The following is a 19,745-nucleotide window of genomic DNA, read 5'->3' as shown; positions in this document are numbered from 1 at the left end:
CACCAAAAGTCTGTTCTTTTATATTGAAATTGCGGACGACGATACCGCAAAAACAATATGTACAGGAGGGTCACACACGTATGAACAGAAAGAAAAGAACAATGCAATTGACCGTGATCTCAGCAGCAGCACTCTCAGTCCTCATCGCTGGATGCAGCAGTGAAACAGCGAAACCTTCTCCAGCCGCTTCAAGCGCTTCTACATCCGCTAAGGCGTCAGCAAACCCAGGAGTGAAGTATCCTACTTCCCTCACATACTGGGTATCCATGAATGGTAATGCCGCAGCTGTCATGAAGAACTATAACGAAATGGCCGCTTATAAAGAAATCGAGAAGGGAACTGGTACGAAGGTTGACTTCCAACATCCGCCAACAGGCCAGGAGAAAGATCAGTTTAATATTATGCTAGCGTCTAACAGCTTGCCTGACGTTGTCGAATATAATTTTGCTACGTTACCGCAAAGCCCTGATTCTCTTATTAAAGGGAAACAAATCCTTCGTTTAAATGAACTTATCGAGAAAAACGCACCGAATTTAACGAAAGTTTTGGCGCAACACCCTGAGTTCCGCAAAATGATTACAACCGATGAAGGTAATATCTATGTCATGCCATTCTTACTTGGCGATGAGCTGCTCAGCGTTGTAAATGGACCTATTTTCCGCCAAGACTGGCTTGATAAATTAGGTTTGAAAGCGCCGACAACGATTCCTGAATGGGAAACCGTATTAACGGCTTTCCGGGATAAAGATCCAAACGGGAATGGCAAGAAGGATGAAATCCCTTTCTACATGAATTTAGGCGGCGACTTTGATGCTAACAACCTGCTTGTTGGGGCTTGGGGGATCACGACCGATTTCTACAATGATAAAGGCAAAGCCAAATACGGCCCGATCCAACCGGAATACAAAGAGTTCCTTGCTACATTGGCACGTTGGTACAAAGACGGCTTAATTGATAAAGATTATGCGAGCATCACGGATGCCAAGTTGAAAGATGCCAAAATTACGAATAGCCAAGTGGGTGCTTACTCCGGCTATGCTGGTTCCGGTCTAGGCCGTTACTTATCCTTAGTTCAACCGACGACCCCAACCTTCGCCTTATCGGGCGTGCCTTATCCGAAGCTGAAGGAAGGCGCTCCAGCCTCCCTAGGCCAATACACAATGCCTTTCACAGGCTATGGCGCTGCGGTTTCGGCTAAAGCTAAGAACCCTGAGGAAATCATCAAATGGCTCGACTACAAATATAGTCAAGAAGGCGCTATGTTGATGAACTTCGGTATTGAAGGCCAAAGTTACAAGATGGACAATGGTTATCCGAAATATACCGATCTCATTATGAACAATCCAGATAAATTGCCAGTCCCTCAAGCGATGGCCAAATATTTCCAAGCTAGCTGGAACGGACCGTTCGTGCAAGATAAACGCTACATCGAGCAATACTACACAATCCCAGCGCAACGCGATGCTCAAAAAACATGGGCAAACGCAGATCACTCCAAACAAATGCCAGGTGTCAGCTTGACCGCAGATGAGAGTTCCAAAACAGCTTCCATCATGAATGACGTGAAAACGTACCGCGATGAAATGTTCAATAAATTCGTCATGGGTGCCGAGCCGATTGAGAATTTCGATAAATATGTGCAAACCATGAAGAGTATGGGCATTGAAGAAGCTGTAAAAGCTCGTCAAGCTGCCTTGGATCGTTTCAATACTCGCAAATAACCGAGACGTTAGACGCTTAACTCACGGTGAGGGAGCAGGACTCCCCCGCCGTGTGGCGTCTTCTTGCACCCATTTTTACCGACTCAATACCTGAAGGAGGGGCCCGTGATGCCCGCAGCACTCAATGAACAAACAGGCTCCGTGAAACCGGCAGTCGACAAAAGCAAGTTCTCTTACCGCTTCATACGCGATGCCAAAATGAATAAATATGTGTACATCATGCTGCTGCCAGTCGTTGCTTATTATATTCTTTTTTATTACGTGCCTATGTATGGATTGCAAATTGCCTTCAAGGACTACGCGCCAGGACTGGGTATCTTTCATAGTCCATGGGTTGGGTTTAAGCATTTCCAAGACTTCTTCTCCAGCTATTATTTCTGGCGTATTTTACGCAATACATTGCTGATCAGCACGTATGATTTGCTGTTTTCGTTCCCTGCTTCGATTATTCTGGCACTTTTATTGAATGAGCTGCGCAGCAAATTTTTGAAAAGAGCCGTCCAAACGATTACGTATATGCCGCATTTTATATCCATCGTCGTGATCTCAGGAATGCTTGTTGATTTCTTAGCACGTGACGGATTAATTAACAATATCCTTAGCTCTTGGTTCGGCTTTACGCCGCTTACTTTCTTGCAAGAATCTGGCTGGTTCCGTTCCATCTATGTATCCTCGAATATTTGGCAGAATATCGGCTGGGGCTCCATTATTTATCTGTCTGCCATGTCCGGCATTGATCCATCGTTGTATGAAGCTTCCAAAGTCGATGGTGCCAATCGCTGGCAGCAAACGTTCAACATTACCCTGCCGGGTATCATGTCTACCATCGTGATTCTGCTCATTTTGCAAATTGGAAATTTTATGACTATCGGCGCCGACAAAATCTTGCTTCTCTACAACCCAACTACCTACGAAACGGCCGATGTTATCGGTACCTTCGTCTATCGCAAAGGGATTCTCGAATCCAACTTCAGTTACAGCTCCGCTGTTGGGCTCTTCAACTCTCTCATTAACTTCACGCTGCTCGTTCTGGCCAATACATTAAGCCGACGCACCAGTGATAATAAGCTTTGGTAAAAGGAGGCTCCAATCATCATGAGTAGAAGCTGGGGAGAACGCATTTTTGACATCTCAAATTCCTTGTTATTGATCCTACTATCACTCGTTACCCTGTATCCGTTTCTATATGTACTTATCGCCTCATTAAGTGATCCCGCTTGGGTCGTGCAGGTGCGCGGGCTGCTCTGGTACCCGAAGGGCTTAAATTTCGAAGCCTATAGCATGGTGTTTAAAAATCCCGCCATCATGACCGGCTATCTGAATACCATCCTGTATGTCATACTCGGTACCTCGTTGAACATTCTCATGACATCCTTTGGTGCTTATGCCTTATCTAGGCAAGACGTCATGTGGAAGAACCCGGTTATGTTTATGATTGTGTTTACCATGTTTTTCAGTGGCGGCTTAATTCCAACCTACCTGCTCATTAATGATTTAGGCATGGTGGATACCCGCTGGGCGCTCCTCATTCCAACTGCCATGAGTGCCTACAACTTGATTATTATGCGTACGGCCTTCCAAGGTGTGCCTATTAGTTTGGAAGAGTCCGCCAAGCTTGACGGTGCTAATGATTTCACTATTCTTTTCCGCGTCATTCTGCCGCTCTCGATGCCTGTAGTTGCAGTGATGGTTCTCTTCTACGGAGTTGCCCATTGGAACGCTTGGTTCAGCGCTTTGATTTATTTACGAACACGTGACCTTTACCCGCTACAGCTCATTTTGCGAGAAATTTTGATCACGAACAGTACCGAATCGATGATGACAGGTGTTGGTGGGAACGATAAGATGCCTATCGGAGAAACGATCAAATACGCGACAATCATCGTGGCCACAGCGCCTATTCTATTCCTTTACCCTTTCCTGCAAAAGTATTTCGTGAAAGGCGTTATGATCGGTGCGATCAAAGGTTGATTGGTGTTTATACAATATGAAAAGGAGCGGTTTCCCGCTCTTTTTTTGTGTATTTCACGACTCAAACATAGCAGTCCAACACTTGCCTGATCTTATTTCAATCGACATGTAGAAAGGTATGAATTTACACTATAGGAATATATTGGTGTACATTTCTAAACCTGAATCCGTGAAACTTTTTGGAATGTAGGCTTCCCAAGGTCGTTCCTCAGCCGTTATCAAGAAATGACAGAAGGTCAGTTCTAAAAGAAACCTTATGCGCAATTGCAAACAGACCTCCCCATCTTGAGAAGTCTCGCCTTACCTTGAATACGGGGTGCCTAATCATACGGAAAGTGCCGTGTAAATCCTGTGGAATGTGGGGAACCAGGGACTATACCGACTAAAATGTAGTTTGGTTTCCATCGCATGTTGAACCAACCGCGAGGCTAGCCAAATCAGGCTTTCGATCACTGTTCGTACTCGCAAACAAGCGTAGTCCAGTAAACCTCTGCATCTACGGTTGGTGTAAGCAGGATTTGCCCATCCGCTTCGATGGTTCGCTCCGTCACATGGTAAACCGCTCGAATGGGCTGTACCAACTTTTTGTCATTCCAGGTCATTGCGCCCAGATAGACGCGCTTGCCTTCCCGTTCTTCGCAGCACATGCCGTCCTGCTGAGCAATAGCTAGCCACTCTTCCGGTGACTCACGCCGCAGGTTACGTTTAATGATGAAGTTTACCTGTTCGTTTAAGCAGACATTCAAATTCCCGATGGCATCATTGCCAGCATCCATCCGAACAAGTAGTGGTTTGTCTGTCAGTTGGCGACTATACTCAATGCTATGTAGGAGAAGGCGGCCTCTTTTTGCACGTGCGTGCTGCCCTCGCGCAGATTTACGTTGACACCGTAACCTTCTTGTCCGAGGTAAGCAAAGAATAGCGAATTGCTTCGCCTTCTCCAGGTCTATCGCAGACAGATGTCAGCTTTACTTCTTTATGGGCTGACCATGCAGGTGCATGCTCTCATGTGGCAATCCCCCCAGCACCAACAATTCCCATTTTCCACTTGCACTCCATATGGCACTTCTCCTCTTATATTTATTTTTTCTGGGTGTTATTGATTGATTAATAGATTTAAGATACGAACAGCATAGCCCGTGCTAGCTTCATCTTTTTCACGGGAAATTCTAATATCCACTGTATGATGGTTCCGGCTTAGACTATCAGCTAGCAGCACAATTTTGGGCCGATAAAAGGCAAGACAATACTCGTCAAACAGCTGTATGGATTGATACTCACCACCATCCAGCGAAAAATCAATGGAGCCGGTATCCATGCCTGCCAGCATCGAGAGACCAAATGCTGTTCCATGAAATTCAAAATGAAAGCTGGCTCCAGCCTCGTTTCCCACATATACATCTGCTGGCGGAGTCCAGTTACAAGTTGCTTCAACCATCCAGCCTTCGACAATCTCCCAACCCTCAGCATGTATTACAGCCCGAGGAGAAACTAAATCCGCATACTCATAGCAATGTATATCCATTGGTGACGGGAGTGCAGGTCTATGAGGAATGACTGATGACCTAGTGGAAAGAGCTTTTTCCAGAAAAGCTTCCACGTAATGCGCATAAAGCACATGCCCGACATCATTCGGATGCACATCGTCACTGCTTAGGTCATGCCAAACTAACTCATCAGCTTCAATCAACCGATAAATCTGCTTGGCAATATTAACTGATGGCAGCTGATAATAGACCGCTACCTCTTCATGGTTATAAATATTTTCCTGCGTTATTCCATTTACTTTGAATAGTTCTATTGCTGTTTTAATAGGTGTGTAAAGGTAGATGATGTCAATCATCGGATGAAGGCGTCTTGAATGCCGAACAATTCCTTCCATAGCGCGGATAGATTCTGTTCGATTACCGCTGTCATTTACAGCAAATTCTACAAACAGCAAGTCAATTTCCAGCTCCTGAAAAATTTGTGATTTAAGTCTGTATGCTCCAAAGGTAGAATCCGTTCCGCCAATACCCGCATTGATAAAGTTAAACGCAATTTGAGGGAATTTACGCTTTAGATATTCGCAAATCAGTGAACGGTAGCTTGTGTGATCCTCACCGGAGGCACCGGCTCCAACTGTAACTGAGCCCCCAATGAAGGCGATTGTTATTTCTAAGCCTGACTTAAGTTTGTTAACGAATCCTTCCAACCCTCCACGAATGGCATAATCGGAGAATGGGCTAATCTTCCGCTGCATTATTATCTCTCCCGTCTAATCCATACCCTATTTATGATCTACATATGATTAAAATGCATAGATTTAACGCCAATCGAGAACAACACCAGTATACAATTCCGGCTGATGCAGCAACCCATCATAAGCCAGCTTTATTTGCTCAGGCTTCAAACAATGAGAGAGTAACGATTTGATGATGAGCTTCCTCCTACATATCGTTTGTTTAATCAATGAAAATCGGCTTCCTTCATGATACCGGCTATCGGATAAGCCTGTCATTGAAGGAAGCCGCAGCTTTACGTTTAATTATTTTCCTTTAAGCCACTGGTCGAGTTGCTTTTGAATTTCGCTTCGAACTTTTTCTTCCCCGGCTTGTTTCAGCTTCTCCTTGAACAACTTCACTATTTTGTCCGGATCGTCGAGCCCGTTTTTAAGAATAACGTTGAATTCCTTATAGATCGCATTAATCTGCACGATCTCGTTTTGTACCGGTGTACGATCGAAAGCGAATTCGGCTAGCGGATCAACCTCGGCAGATTCATTCAGCTTCATCGTTTGCGCCCATGCATCGTTGGGTTGTCCAGGAAGCAAGTATGCGTTGAATTGGTTGCCGAGCATCCACGCGTCGAACTGATAGGTATCAGGTGTTTTTTCAATACTGGAGGGACCCGTTTTCTTATAGTCTTGATTCTCGATACCGAAGGTCATGAGGTTGTACAAGTCTTTGTCCGTATTGATCATTTCAAGCAGCATAAATGCCCGTTCGGGATTTTTCGAGGACTTGCTGATTGCACTCACAGTCGAGTACATCTTGCCTACGTACGGCGCTTTGGTTAAGGATTTCGTCACGACGCCGTATCCCCGCTTCTCTGATAGCTCCGCTTCTACTCCAGGCTTGTAGCCTGTAAATTGGCTGAATAATTTTCCGGATTTTTCTAGTGCCTGGTCTCCTTCCGACGCCGTCGCGACGTTGGCTGGGAAGAAACCTTTCTGATACCATTCCCGCATCAATTGATAATGTTTCATCATGTTGTCTGAAGTCCACAGATAATCCCCGACCTTCCAAGTTTGTGTATCGATCTGAAACGTTTCTACGAGGGCTGGGAACCCTGATTCCGTGTAGTATGAAGTATTAGGAGTCCCATATTTTAGAGGTACGATTCCTGGCTCTTTCGCTTTGATTTGTTCGAATATAGGGGTAAGATCGCTTACTTTTTTCACATTGTCCAAATTGATATTATACTTTTGGATCAAGTCCTTTCGGAACTCGAAGCCTGTAGGCAACGACAAGATTTGATAGTTGAAGATACCGTAGATTTTTCCGTTCACTTTGACCCCGTTCCAGACTTTAACCGGAATGGATTGCTTAAATTTAGGGTACTTGGCCAGATAATCATCAAGTGCCAGATAAGCGCCTTTATCGACGTTGCCGACATAATTGTTCGACCAGTTGGATGTAAAAGCAATATCGTACGACTCTCCCGAGGCCATAATGAGCTGCATTTTCTGGTCATAGTCCCCCGGCTCCACGAACTTGTAATCCACTGTTGCATTGATTTTTGCTTTAGTGAGTTCATTTGCCTTGGCAATGACGGAATCCGCATTTTTCGGCTTCGAACCCCGTAAGTACCATGTCAGCTTGACCTCTGGTAATGACGTTGGTGTTGCACTTACTGCGGCCTGATCGGTTTCGATCGGCTTTTCTGTTTCCTTCTGCCCGCTTTTTGTGTTCTCCTTCGTACAGCCTGCAAGCATGATCGAAATGATCATCAATCCTGCAAATGCACCGGCCATCATCTTTTTCCCCATTCTCATTGTTTACGCTGCCTCCTCTTAATTCTTGTTCTCTATTCTACAGGAAATTGCCATAAGGCATATTTCAATTAGAACCATAAGGTCATTAACTACAACTACCCTTTCACTGAACCTACCGTCAATCCCTTGACAAAATACTTTTGAAAGAATGGGAATACAAACATCATCGGACCGATTGCGACTATTGCCATAGCCATTCGCATGGATTCCGTTGGGATCTGTTGGGACACAAACAGATAGGCTGGTTTATTATCCATATTTTGTGTTAACTCTTGCACATTTCGCAAGATTGTTTGCAGCATATATTGCAACGGATATAAATCTGAATTATCAACAAATAGCAGCGCCGGGAACCAGGAATTCCAATTTGATAACAGTTGTAGCAACCCGATCGTCGCCAATACCGGTTTGGATAAAGGTAATATCATTCTGACAAAAATTTGGAATTCCCCTGCACCGTCTATTTTAGCTGAATCAATAATCGCACTCGGGATTTGTTGAAATGACGTACGAATAATAAAGATGTACCAAATGTTTCCCAGTAATGGAATGATCAAGGCTGCATATGTATCACGTAGGTGAAGATACTGATTGATCAGAATATAGAACGGAACAAGCCCGCCATTGAAGAGCATCGTGAAAAATAGATAAAAGCTGATCACCTTGCGGAAATAGAAATCGGTTCTCGATAAAGCGAAGGCAATCATGGATGCCATGATCAGATACAAAACCAAACCTGCGACTGAAGTAATGATCGTCACTTTGTATGCCATCAATATCGTTTTGGGATTTTCAAAAATATAGGCATATGCTGTGAAGTCGATAACGCTTGGAATCAGTTTGAAGCCATTAGCAATAATGTCAGTTTCACTTGATATGGATATTGATACAATTGCCCCGAGTGGTATAACGAACAGGGCAGACAACACAAGAAGGAATGTATGAATAGCTATTGTATAAATGGATATATTGCGCTTACTCGAACGCATGGGTCCACTCTCCTTTCTTGATTAGATTTAAAATAAAGCATTTTCCGGACTGCGTTTTCTAACGATATAATTCGTTGTCAGAACAAGGAACAAACCAACGAACGACTTGTAAAAGTCTGCTGCACTCGCCATTCCAATATTACCCGTTTCCCGTAGTGCTCTAAATACATACGTATCGATAACGTCTGTCGTCGAATATAGCATGGTTGAGTTCATTGTCAATTGATAGAAAAGCCCGAAATCCGCATAAAAGATATGCCCAATTGCAAGGATTGTCAGCATGATCATCAAGGGATACAAAAACGGCAACGTGATTTTCAAGGCAATATACCCTTTGCTCGCACCCTCAATGGCAGCAGCCTCAAAGTATTCATTGTCAATCCCCATTAATGATGCGTAGTAAATCAGCGTCGACATGCCGACTGTTTTCCAGATTTGAGCGAGCGGAAGTATTATTACCCATGGATTGGATTTTACGTACCAGTCGATTGGATTAAAGCCTGCCATTTGAAACCATTGATTCAGCAGCCCTGATAGCGGGTTTAAAAATGCATAGACCATAAAAGCAACGACCACCCATGATAAGAAATGAGGGAAAAACATCATGGTTTGATAAACCTTAAGCATGGTTCTGTTGCGGATTTCAAACAACACCAAAGCCAATGCTACGGGTATAATTAGCCCTAATATAATAAACATGGCATTATACCCAAGCGTGTTTATGGTGATTCTCCAAGCATCAGGCGAAGTAAAGAAAAATTTGAAATTATTGAGCCCTGCCCAGTGGCTGTGGATTATACCAAGATCATACCGATAATTTTTGAATGCAACGATGATCCCACCCATAGGAAGGTAATTGAATATGAATACATAAACAACCATTGGTAAAGTCAGGAATAATAATGCGCCGTTCCTTTTGAAGGTTTTAATGAATTTACTTGCAAGCATACCTCTTGCCTCCTTTATGAAATTCTTTATATTGGCTTGGCTGTAAAAAGAACAGCGCCACTAAGAGAATCGTAGCGGCAAGTTGCCGAAACGTGAAGTCCTTAATAAATGAAATAGGTTAAGCCTGTGGTTCAATTAAATGAATTCGGTTCAAAGTGTACGGAATGAACCCGTTTCAAATATATTTGTCCTACTATTCATGATATAATTCCAGGACAAGGGGAGAGTCGATTATGAACATTATCATGTCTTTACGATCGAAAAAGTATTTTTTAAGTTTGCTCTACACAATAAGCACATTTTTTGTTGTTGTTAGCATTTTGCTTTCGCTTTTCCTTTATTTTAGTTTTAAATCGTTCGGCATTGACCTCATCAACCGTTCAAGCCAGAAGTTGCTGTCCCAAATCAGCAATAACGTGGACTTTATCGACAGCTACGTTAAAAATAACAATGCCGCACTATTCAGCAATCTGAACGCAACCCAACTCATGTACGATGATAATATTAATATTTACGATACGCTGCGAAACATCAATTCTCTTAATAACTTTGTTAAAAGCACACCTTTTATTTACTCCGTTTACGCTTATAATGGGAATTTAAATCGCTTCTATGTCGCAGGCTCTGAAAATAATATTTTGGATAGCGATACCTTTTATGATAAGGAAATGATTAAACTATTTGAATCACACGGTGATGAATCTTCAAATTTGCCTATTGCGAGGCGTCTGCAGCTTCCTCATACTAGCTCGTCAGCCTATATGGACGTTTATACTTATTTCATTAGCGAAGCTCGATCCAACCATTCTGTAAAAAACGGCTTGGTGCTGAATGTAAACATTGATTGGATATTCAATAAACTGATTAAGAACCAAAATGATACAGCAAGCACGGTCATGCTCTTGAATCCGGAAGGAGTCGTGGTGGGGCATTCAAAGAGCAAGCTATTTTTAAACAATCTATCCGAACAGTCATATGTTAAAAAAATAATGTCATATTCCCAAGCATCTGGTTACTTTGTAGACGTTCTTGATGGGGAAAAAAGTGTTGTCGTATATTCGACAATAGCTAATTTGAACTGGAAAATTATCAATGTGATCCCTTACCGCACGATTGCCCAATCCATAGACAAAGTAAAAAGCATCACGCTTACCATCTGCCTCCTCATTTTCGCTGCCGGATTGGCATTGAGTTATGTGATTTCTCGCAGATTGTATTTACCTGTCGGTATATTGCGCCAGAAAGTTGAGAGCTTGCTAAATAAACACAGCTCTCCGGTGGAGCTCACGAATGAATTTCAATATATTGAGAACAACATATCCAATGTTATGGATCTACTCCTCTCTTTGAGTAAATTTAAAAACAGCAACCTCAACCTTTTGAAGCAAGAATTATTGCAAAGTATACTAAATGGTAAAACACCCGTTGTGAACAGGTTGAAAGAGTTAAATGTACGGTTTGCGCCGCAAAGTCAATTCATTGTTGTTTTATTCAAGATAGACTTCTTTGAGGATTTCCAAATAAATCGCTCTGAAGAGGAGCGAGCTCTGCTCCGGTTTGCACTTACGAATATATCCAACGAAATATTTGCGGAGCATTTCCATTGCGAGTCATTGGATTCAGGGGCAGATCATACTATTAGCATCATCAGTACAGATCGTGATCCTAACGCACTGCATGCTGAATTAAAGATTCTTATTCGAAAAATTATGGATGTGAATCAAAGCTATTTTAATATAAGTGTTTCCTCGTTTATCAGCGAGCATTGCGATTCCTTAACCGAAATCCATGATCGGTATAAAAAGGCACAAAGCTATTCATTGTCCCGCATCCGTTTCGGCCATTCTTGCATCATCTCTCATCGAGATTTACTATCAAATGAAACCGAGAAGGTTGATATCTCCGACCATCGCATTTCCGAGTTGTTGGAGGCTTTAAAAAACGTAAGGAAAGATCAAGTGGAGAAAATCTTTGCCGATATTATCCAAAAGTTGTTTCTTTACGATTACAATAACATCATGTTTACGTTGTCTCACGTCACGTCCTCTATATTCATCACACTAAATCATATCGAACGAAATAGTACCGTGAAATTCGAAATCGACTATAAATCATTTCATGAAACTATAATGAAACTTGAAACCTTGGAGCAAATTCGCGAAGCCTTCTTCACCTTTTTCGATTATATCGTTACAACCTTGAATACACACAAAGACAAAGACAAACGGTATCACGAAATGATCGGAACTGTCACCTTGTACATCCAAAACCACTATATGGACAAAAATCTATTCCAGAATGCAATTGCAGACATGCTGAAAATCTCGCCAGTTACGCTTGGGAAAGCGTTTCGCGAGATCACAGGAGAAACATTGGTGGACTATATTAAAGACGTTCGGTTAAGCAAAGCTAAGGAATACTTGCGAGACACTAATTACTCCATCGACGAAATTATTGAGGAAATTGGCTGGGGCAACAAGAAGTATTTTTCCACTATATTTAAACAAAATTTTGGTGTAACTCCAATGGAATATAGATTTAAATCTTCTCAGGACAAAATGTAAGTTTTACAAGCTTGTGTAATTTCAAAACTATTGCCTCAATCGAGGGATTGGACTTTGTTGATGACCATATCCAAAGGTCAATGGAAATTTTTATAGCGGGCAGTAGATCCGATGGAATCTGAAAATCGGGCAAAAAAACCGAATACCACAAAAAATTCCAAAGCGTTTACCAAACGACTTTGGAATTTTCCATTTACCAACTTTTTTGTGAATTTACCAACTATTGCACCAGCCTTCATAAGGAAAACAGGCATTCCATTGTGCTCAGCCAACGGCAGATCTAAGGAATCAGCCTACATGATAAGTTCAGGGTCTGTGAAAGGAACCCAATCCGTCGTCTCCGCAATACATATTCTGCGAACACCGCCATCAGGCCGCTAAATAATCGTACATTTAATCAACCATTAGCTATTTTTACAGCAATATGCAGCAGCCCTGTTAACGCTTCTTCTTGAATGTTTGATGGGATCGTTTCAATTCCAGTAAGGTCTTGAATGGTTGATTGGATTAATGAATTATTATGTAGTAAACCACCTGTTAAGTAAATTCTCTGAATTTGTACAGTAGAATCGGCAAGTTTATTCAAAGCTGTTATGAAGTTATCGGCCAAATTTTCAAAAGCAGCCCTGAATAGAGAGCCTGAAGTAAGGTTTCCTTCACGTATATTGTCAATCCTGCCGTGTTTAACCATCTTTTGCTCTTTGAAAAATCCGAGTTCTACTTTGATAGATTCCAAGGAGCTTGCTTGATTGGCGACTGAGAGGGATTGGAGAATCTTTTGCCAAATGTCCTCCTTAGTAATTGAAGCTTGATAGATGGACGATCCGATTTCCTCTATAAAATCTACCAGAACATCCAGATTTCTACCGCCAGGAAGCTGAGTGACCGTTCTAAGGTATTGGTTATTGAAGTAAGGTCTGTTCTCATAGTCACCAGCTGTCGCTTCATTGGTTACAACACTGACAATTCCCGCTGTACCACCAGAAATCACAGCTATGGAAGTGTTCTCCTTTAATGCTCCATAGACGGTTGCCTGATGATCTCCGATATCAGGAAATACAGGAATGCTTCCCTTTGTACTTCCGAAATATCCGCAAACTTCATGCTCAGATAACAGATCTGGAAAGGTGAAGCTGTCACATCCAACTTCATAAATAATATCTTGATTCCAAGCCCTTTTAGCAGGATCAGCAAATCCAGTTGCAGCAGCATTGGTCAGATGACAAGCATTCCGACCGGTCAGCTTATAAATCAAGAAAGAACCTAATGTACAAAAAGATATATCTTTTCTCTTAATTTGATCTGGATTATTCATGATCCAATGATGGAGATTGCAAGCTGCAAGTCCGGATTTTAATCTGGTACCACATCTTGACATTTTTTCTGGGGTAAGGAATTGTGAGAGGAATTCGAGAGAGCTTTGTGTCTCATTTCCATTACTATACGTTCCTCGGGTGTCACGCCAGGAGATATAATTTGTGAGAGGCTCACCTGATTGGTCGGCAAGCACAAATCCATGCATCTGTGTTGAGAGCAGGATTCCTTCAATTGGCCCCTCCAACTTTACCCTTTCCTCAATCATGGTTGTAATCATTTTAACGATGATATGCGGATCCAATTCAAATATGTAGTTTTTATCATTTGGCAGTGGTCCCGGTGTTGGAATCTTGACTGTGCCTGATATCTGAAGACGTGTAGTGTCAAGCAAGGCTGATTTAATAAAACTGCTTCCGATGTCGATCCCTAGGTAGCTCATCTGACACCCCTCTCACACTAAATTTATGAACGAAGCTCTTTCAATCCAAGCTCTGCACCTTTCATCAACATACCAAGCTCGCTGTTCCAACAGAGTATCTGCATCCCTAATCTCTCGCAATCACGCAGCACATTCGTATTGGATATAATCATTCCAGATAATTTCCCGGCATCGCTAGCATGCTGATATATGCGATGGACTGCATCCCTGAAAATCTTACTCTCAAATTGCATGGCGATTCCCAAATCTGAAGTCAGATCGGTTGGTCCTACAATTAATCCATCCAGCCCTACTGTTTCTGCAATCTGCTTAATATTCTTTAATCCTTCAGCAGTTTCAATTTGTGCTAATACGACGGTTTCTTGATTGGCTTGCTCCATATACGCCAGAATATCATCACACTTATAATTGCTGTGGGCTCTCTTCGTCGTTATTCCTCTTTTTCCCCAAGGTTCATACTTGGCATATTCAACAACTTGTCTGATTTCATCCGAAGTAGATACCATGGGTACAAGGAGTCCTGCAACACCCATATCCATATATTTTAAAATGTGGTCTCTAGAGTTAGATGATATTCTGACCAACATTGGAATTCTCACTTGTTTAGAAACAGCTGAAAGTGCAGCAACTTCCCCATAATCGAAGCATCCATGCTCACAATCGACAACAAAGTAATCAAACCCGCAAGATTTAAATAAGACTGGAATATTCGGACTATATAACTCTGATAGAAATGTCCCTATTAATTTCTTTTTTCCGCTCAACATTGTTTTCAATTAATTTGTTCACTCCTCTCTTTCATTGGTTTACAAATCAGCATGCTTAGTCTTGATCCGGGACAAATAAGTTCCCCTGCAAGAATATCATCCTCCTTGATTCGTGCCATGAGAATATGACCATGTGTATCCCGTTTAAAATCATAAGAAATATAAATGGTTCCATCAGGTGCTAGTCCAACATCAGGATAAGAGACACCTTCGCGCGAATCAAGCATCAGACCACCTTTCCAAGTATTGCCCTCATCTTCTGAGAGAAATGCTTTGAGCTTATGCCGAATTTGTGTTGGATCATTAATTGTGTCACCGTGTTTAACCATTAAGAGGCGACCAGAAAGCAGTCTGCGTATATGAAATCTGGCAGCAGGTTGACGAATTTCATTGGGCAGAGCAGGAACTGACCATGTGACTCCACGATCCAATGAAAAGCTTTCTAATATTCCGATTTGTGTGCGGGCAAGCATCCATAGACTTCGATCATTTCGCTCTATTATCATATGCTCGCTCCAGTCTGGAGATGGCAGCGTTACATTCCCCAAACGTTCAAAGGTTACTCCCTGATCCCTTGTTATAAATATATTTGCACCCCGATAGGGATCAAGCTCATCGAAGATATCTGAGTGGGCAAATGGTCCGAAGCCTTTTGAGTGTTGTAACAATTGAATGGGTAGGAGCCATTCGCCTGAAGAAAGTACAACAGGTTTATTAATCATTGAACCATCCCATATACGTTGGGGCTTAGACCATAACGGATCCTGATCTTCCGGATTATCACATCTCGCAAACCACAAACCACCTCGTCCATCAAAATGATGCATCACTTGATCAAAGAAGAGCCAAAGTCTTCCCAGCGGGTCAGTCCACAAACAACCCACAATTACAGTGCGATCCAGTGGTAAATTATTAGAGTGGCTGTCAATCACAAGACATGGCTTCGACCAGCTTTCCCCATTATCATCACTCTTTGCCATAACCATAAAAGCTTTAGGACTATCCCCACCAGCTACCCATAGAGACCAAAGTCTTCCTTGAGCTGTTCGCTCAATGCTAACATTCATACCATAGTCCAGCCTGTCATAATCATAGTCTGGTAACGGAGATGTGTTAAGGACAGGTGGGATGAGTGCTAAATCTGCAACTTTTTTTAAAACCTCCATCTCGTACTTATGTATTTCTTCACCAGTTAAAGCTTCAAACCTTTTCTCATTTTGAATCATATTTTTTTCCTCTCATAAATAATTTGATGTGAGTAAGTATATTACCCCGTTTCGGGGTATTGCCAGACAGACGGAAAACTATTGGAGGTGGAGACCAAGGGGTCACGATATATCAGATCCTCTGCCGGCTCCGGCTTTTCATACACTCGCTGTAGATTGTCGCGAACGAGTAGGTTTTTATCATCAAAAAATAATAATAGTGTCATTCTATAATCTCTTCTATACATTTGTTCTGGTGTTAAGAACTTATACCGAATGAATAAAGCTTGCCAAACGTTAAATGAAAACGAATTTTCACTGATTTACCATTCAAGACTGATAAATCCTCGACACCTGACCAGAATATCTCCTGTAAAGTGGAATCGACCGATACTGGTATACAATTTGCGGTAGTAAACGGTTCAATTGGCTTTCCATCTTCGTCCAGCACTTCAACCCGCAGTACCCCAAGTGGGCAATCGACATTTACTTTGAGTTGCTTGCCTTGAAAACACACCGGTCTGGTGGTTAGCGTTCCTACTTCTTCCTCAGCATTCATTGATGCAAAACCGTCGCGTCTCAGAAAAGCCAGTCCAATACTCCCACCCTGATACGCACCTCGCGATCCATCTGGCGCAATACCGGAATATCCACAATAAGGAAAAATTAATTTATCGCCAACAGTCATAAAAACGCCCGTAGTGCTATGTAAGTAGCCTCTTTCCCAGTTTCCTTCTTCGCGGGATGCCGCGAGAAATGCATTCCGGTCTGGACGATCCCAATGAAACCCGTCACGACTATAACCAAGCGTCAGATCCGTTAACTTGGGGAACTTCCCCGTGTCACAAACGGAATTATCCGGTCCTCGATGGATATAGAACATCCCAATAAAGAGACTTTCATATGCGACTGCATTGAGACTATATAGCTGAGTTTGGTCCCCCACATGTGGATCTGGCTTATCCAGATTATCCGCACCTGTCCAATACACAGCATCATCCCATTTGGCAGCACCTTCTAGAAAGTCTTTACTCTCTGCATAATACCGACAACGCCCATGAGCATTGTCTCGTTTGATACTATACACCCAAACTTTGCGAAATGGATTGTAAAAGAAGGAACAGTAATCAGCCGACTCCCCGGTTTCAACACCATCGCTCCATGTTAATCCATCAGATGACGTGTGCAGGGTATGGACTTTCCCACGTTGAGTCAAAAATTTTAAACGTTCTGCAGGAGTTTCAGCATCTATATCTAGCCAGACCGAGTTATCAAGACCTGCTTCGTTTTCTCCAGGGGGTATCAGGAGATTACGACGAGATTCGCCAATGTTGGGACGCTCCCAATGGATCGCATCTTTACTTGTGGCCAATGCCAACCCACCGCGCCAACCAGCTGTATAGAACATTTTGAACAATTGATCTTGGGGATCATAAAACACACCGCCATGACCTAAATAACAGGTACCTCCCTTTCCAAGCTCCTCCTCTGTTTCTGCCTTCAACACAGGATTTCCGGCATACTTTTCAACAGTATGAAAAGTACGGGTCAAGGTAGTATGATCTATCAGAAAATCATCGACAAATAATTGCCTCCCTACATCGATAGATATTACCTCAGGCGGATGCTCCAAATAAGGTATTGGCATTGGATTGCGAGAACCCGGATCCATATTCTGAGGTGGCCATTGATCTGGCAATTGAATCCCGTTGTATAATATTTCCATGAGTTTACATCCTCCTATGAATGATATAGTATTCCCCTGTCTCTTCCTTCAAAGCGATCATTGCCTTATTCAAATCATCCATGCTCCGAATTTATCTTTGATGCAAGTTGAAGAAGCCCTGCCAACTCTTGGTTTTGAACGATGGATGGGATCGTTTCAATTCCTGATCGTTTCTGAATAGTCTCTTTCATAAATAGGTTGTCATGAATAGATCCACCCGTTAAGATGATTTTCTTAATGGGTACAGTCGAGCCTGTCAACTTGTGCAGCGCTGTTATATAGATATCAGCCATATTTTCGTATGCAGCCATAAACAGGGAGCCGACTGTGAAATTCCCGGGTCGAATATCGTCAATTCTGCCATGCTTGACCCCCTGCTGTCCCTGGAAAAATCCGAGTTCTACTTGCAAGACATCTGAGATGTTATCGTTATTTGTTGTGTTTAAGATGGTACTGGTAACCGAGCGCCAAATATCCTCCCGATTCCGCGAAACATCATAAATAGACTTTCCAATGTCTTCAATAAAATCAATCAGAACATCCAGATTTCTCCCGCCAGGAAGCTGTGTAACTGTCTTTAAGTAACAATGATTAAAATACGGTCTATTCTCATGATCACCAGGAGTTGATTCTTTGGAAACTACACTGACAATTCCTGCAGTTCCTCCAGAAATAACTGCCATCTCTTCGAGCCCTCCAAGTGCACCATAGACCGATGCCTGATGGTCTCCAATGTCAGGGAAAACAGGAATATTTCCGTAGGAGCTGCTAAAATAACCACAAACTTCATGTTCATGAAGGATGTCCGGAAAGATAAAATCTGCGCAGCCAACGGCACAAATGATGTCTGGATTCCAGGCAAGCTTGGTAAGATCAACAAATCCAGTTGGCGCAGCATTGGTGATATGACAGGCATGCCTGCCGGTCAACTTGTAAATCAAAAATCCTCCCAATGTACAAAAATAAAGTTTGTTGTTCTCTATAATCTCCTGGTGATTCAACATCCAATGGTGGAGATTGCATGCAGCAAGCCCAGGCTTTAGCCTTGTACCACCTTTCGCCATCTGTTCAGGGGCAATTTCCTTGGAGAGCCACTCGAGGGAACTTTGTGCTTCATTCCCCTAGGGGTTCATTCCCCGAGTATCTTGCCAAGAAATATAGTTGGTTACCGGTTCTCCAGCTTCATCGCACAACACAAAGCCATGCATTTGAGTAGAAAATAGGATGCCCGCCACCGGCCCTCTCTTACTGATATGTTCAATAATCATTGATTTCACACAGTCAACAATGCTCCGTACATTCACTTCATATATGTTCATGTTATCATTAGGAATACGTTTAGGTGTTGGTTGCTTTGTTATATCCATGACCTGCTGATTGCTTGTATCAAGTAATGCTGCTTTAATGAAGCTGCTTCCCACATCAATTCCAAGGTATCTCATAGTCGAACCCTCTCTTTTCAATCATGAACGCAATTCTCGTAAGCCGATTTCGGCAGATCTACCGCATCCTTGAATAGCTCATTCTTATATTGCATCGGAATTCCTAAATCAGAGCTAAGCTCATTCGGTCCCACGATCAATCCATCCAAGCTCTTCGTTTCTGCGATCCGCTTTATATTTCGCAATCCTTCTCTAGTTTCAATTTGTGCAAATATCATCGTCTCTTCATTAGCTGTATCCATATATACTTTCATATCCTTGCACAAATAGTCATTGTGAGCCCTTTTTGTTGAGATGCCCCGTTTACCCAACGGCTCATATTTCGAGTATTCAACCACTCGCTTAATCTCCTCTGAAGTAGATACCATCGGGACAAGTAGCCCAACGACTCCCATATCCATGTATTTTAAAATGCATTCTCTTGAAATTGAAGGTATCCTTACAAACATTTGAATTCCAGATTTCTTGGAAACAACGGCAAGTGTAGCTACTGCTCCATAATCATAATAACCATGCTCACAATCAACAATGAAATAATCAAAACCACAGGATTTAAATAATACGGGAATATTAGGACTTTAAAGTTCGGAAAGCAAAGTACCCATCAGCTGCTTGTTCTC

The 19,745-nt window shown here is 42.4% G+C and carries 16 protein-coding genes and 1 pseudogene; 4 read left to right on the top strand and 13 right to left on the bottom strand.

The window, feature by feature from the left end:
* Window positions 1–80 precede the first annotated feature (80 nt).
* The 3 genes from GC096_RS18915 to GC096_RS18905 all read left to right on the top strand — a co-directional run bounded on the left by GC096_RS18915 (window position 81) and on the right by GC096_RS18905 (window position 3,692).
* Window positions 81–1,721 carry an extracellular solute-binding protein gene (locus GC096_RS18915; protein ID WP_171632340.1) on the top strand — a complete coding sequence of 547 codons (1,641 nt, stop codon included), beginning with the start codon at window positions 81–83 and terminating at the stop codon, window positions 1,719–1,721.
* Between the two features lie 108 nt (window positions 1,722–1,829).
* Entirely contained in the window at window positions 1,830–2,798 is a 969-nt protein-coding gene (locus tag GC096_RS18910; RefSeq protein WP_171632339.1) for an ABC transporter permease, read from the top strand.
* An 18-nt stretch (window positions 2,799–2,816) separates the two neighbouring features.
* A complete protein-coding gene (locus tag GC096_RS18905) occupies window positions 2,817–3,692 on the top strand; it encodes a carbohydrate ABC transporter permease (protein WP_216626177.1) in 876 nt (291 codons plus the stop codon).
* Between the two features lie 449 nt (window positions 3,693–4,141).
* On the opposite strand, the gene GC096_RS18900 is transcribed toward GC096_RS18905, so the two are convergent.
* The 6 genes from GC096_RS18900 to GC096_RS18875 all read right to left on the bottom strand — a co-directional run bounded on the left by GC096_RS18900 (window position 4,142) and on the right by GC096_RS18875 (window position 9,665).
* A complete protein-coding gene (locus GC096_RS18900; RefSeq protein ID WP_171632338.1) occupies window positions 4,142–4,438 on the bottom strand; it encodes a hypothetical protein in 297 nt (98 codons plus the stop codon).
* A gap of 350 nt (window positions 4,439–4,788) precedes the next feature.
* Window positions 4,789–5,934 (bottom strand): SGNH/GDSL hydrolase family protein, encoded by a 1,146-nt coding sequence (locus tag GC096_RS18895; protein WP_171632336.1) that lies wholly within the window; start codon window positions 5,932–5,934, stop codon window positions 4,789–4,791.
* Window positions 5,935–5,997: 63 nt separating this feature from the next.
* Window positions 5,998–6,144, bottom strand: coding sequence for a hypothetical protein (locus tag GC096_RS18890; protein WP_171632334.1), 147 nt, complete (start codon window positions 6,142–6,144; stop codon window positions 5,998–6,000).
* A 75-nt stretch (window positions 6,145–6,219) separates the two neighbouring features.
* Window positions 6,220–7,728: an ABC transporter substrate-binding protein gene (locus GC096_RS18885; RefSeq protein WP_171632333.1), complete on the bottom strand. Its 1,509-nt coding sequence runs from the start codon at window positions 7,726–7,728 to the stop codon at window positions 6,220–6,222.
* A gap of 95 nt (window positions 7,729–7,823) precedes the next feature.
* Window positions 7,824–8,717 (bottom strand): carbohydrate ABC transporter permease, encoded by an 894-nt coding sequence (locus GC096_RS18880; protein WP_171632331.1) that lies wholly within the window; start codon window positions 8,715–8,717, stop codon window positions 7,824–7,826.
* Between the two features lie 27 nt (window positions 8,718–8,744).
* On the bottom strand, window positions 8,745–9,665 hold the full coding sequence (locus GC096_RS18875; protein WP_171632329.1) for an ABC transporter permease: 921 nt from the start codon (window positions 9,663–9,665) through the stop codon (window positions 8,745–8,747).
* 233 nt (window positions 9,666–9,898) lie between these two features.
* Between GC096_RS18875 and GC096_RS18870 the strand changes: the two genes are divergently transcribed.
* On the top strand, window positions 9,899–12,229 hold the full coding sequence (locus GC096_RS18870) for a helix-turn-helix domain-containing protein (RefSeq protein ID WP_171632327.1): 2,331 nt from the start codon (window positions 9,899–9,901) through the stop codon (window positions 12,227–12,229).
* A 397-nt stretch (window positions 12,230–12,626) separates the two neighbouring features.
* Here the strand turns inward: GC096_RS18870 and GC096_RS18865 are convergent, their stop codons facing one another.
* From GC096_RS18865 to GC096_RS18830, 7 genes and pseudogenes are all read right to left on the bottom strand, one after another.
* The gene (locus GC096_RS18865; RefSeq protein WP_171632326.1) at window positions 12,627–13,985 is read right to left on the bottom strand and encodes a sedoheptulokinase; all 1,359 of its coding nucleotides are present in this window, start codon (window positions 13,983–13,985) and stop codon (window positions 12,627–12,629) included.
* A 23-nt stretch (window positions 13,986–14,008) separates the two neighbouring features.
* Entirely contained in the window at window positions 14,009–14,752 is a 744-nt protein-coding gene (locus GC096_RS18860; protein ID WP_246302848.1) for an HpcH/HpaI aldolase family protein, read from the bottom strand.
* A gap of 5 nt (window positions 14,753–14,757) precedes the next feature.
* A complete protein-coding gene (locus GC096_RS18855; RefSeq protein WP_171632323.1) occupies window positions 14,758–15,978 on the bottom strand; it encodes a sialidase family protein in 1,221 nt (406 codons plus the stop codon).
* 41 nt (window positions 15,979–16,019) lie between these two features.
* Window positions 16,020–16,184: a hypothetical protein gene (locus GC096_RS18850; RefSeq protein WP_171632321.1), complete on the bottom strand. Its 165-nt coding sequence runs from the start codon at window positions 16,182–16,184 to the stop codon at window positions 16,020–16,022.
* Between the two features lie 32 nt (window positions 16,185–16,216).
* Window positions 16,217–17,683 carry a glycosyl hydrolase family 32 gene (locus GC096_RS18845; RefSeq protein WP_171632319.1) on the bottom strand — a complete coding sequence of 489 codons (1,467 nt, stop codon included), beginning with the start codon at window positions 17,681–17,683 and terminating at the stop codon, window positions 16,217–16,219.
* Window positions 17,684–17,757: 74 nt separating this feature from the next.
* Window positions 17,758–19,125 (bottom strand): annotated as a pseudogene (locus tag GC096_RS18840) (sedoheptulokinase).
* A 17-nt stretch (window positions 19,126–19,142) separates the two neighbouring features.
* Window positions 19,143–19,694 carry an HpcH/HpaI aldolase family protein gene (locus GC096_RS18830; protein ID WP_171632667.1) on the bottom strand — a complete coding sequence of 184 codons (552 nt, stop codon included), beginning with the start codon at window positions 19,692–19,694 and terminating at the stop codon, window positions 19,143–19,145.
* Window positions 19,695–19,745: the final 51 nt, after the last annotated feature.

It is taken from the genome of Paenibacillus plantarum, assembly GCF_013141695.1.
GTDB classification, from domain to species: Bacteria; Bacillota; Bacilli; order Paenibacillales; family NBRC-103111; genus Paenibacillus_E; species Paenibacillus_E plantarum.
Note: the sequence above shows the minus strand (reverse complement) of the source record. Positions and strands in the feature narration are given on the sequence as shown.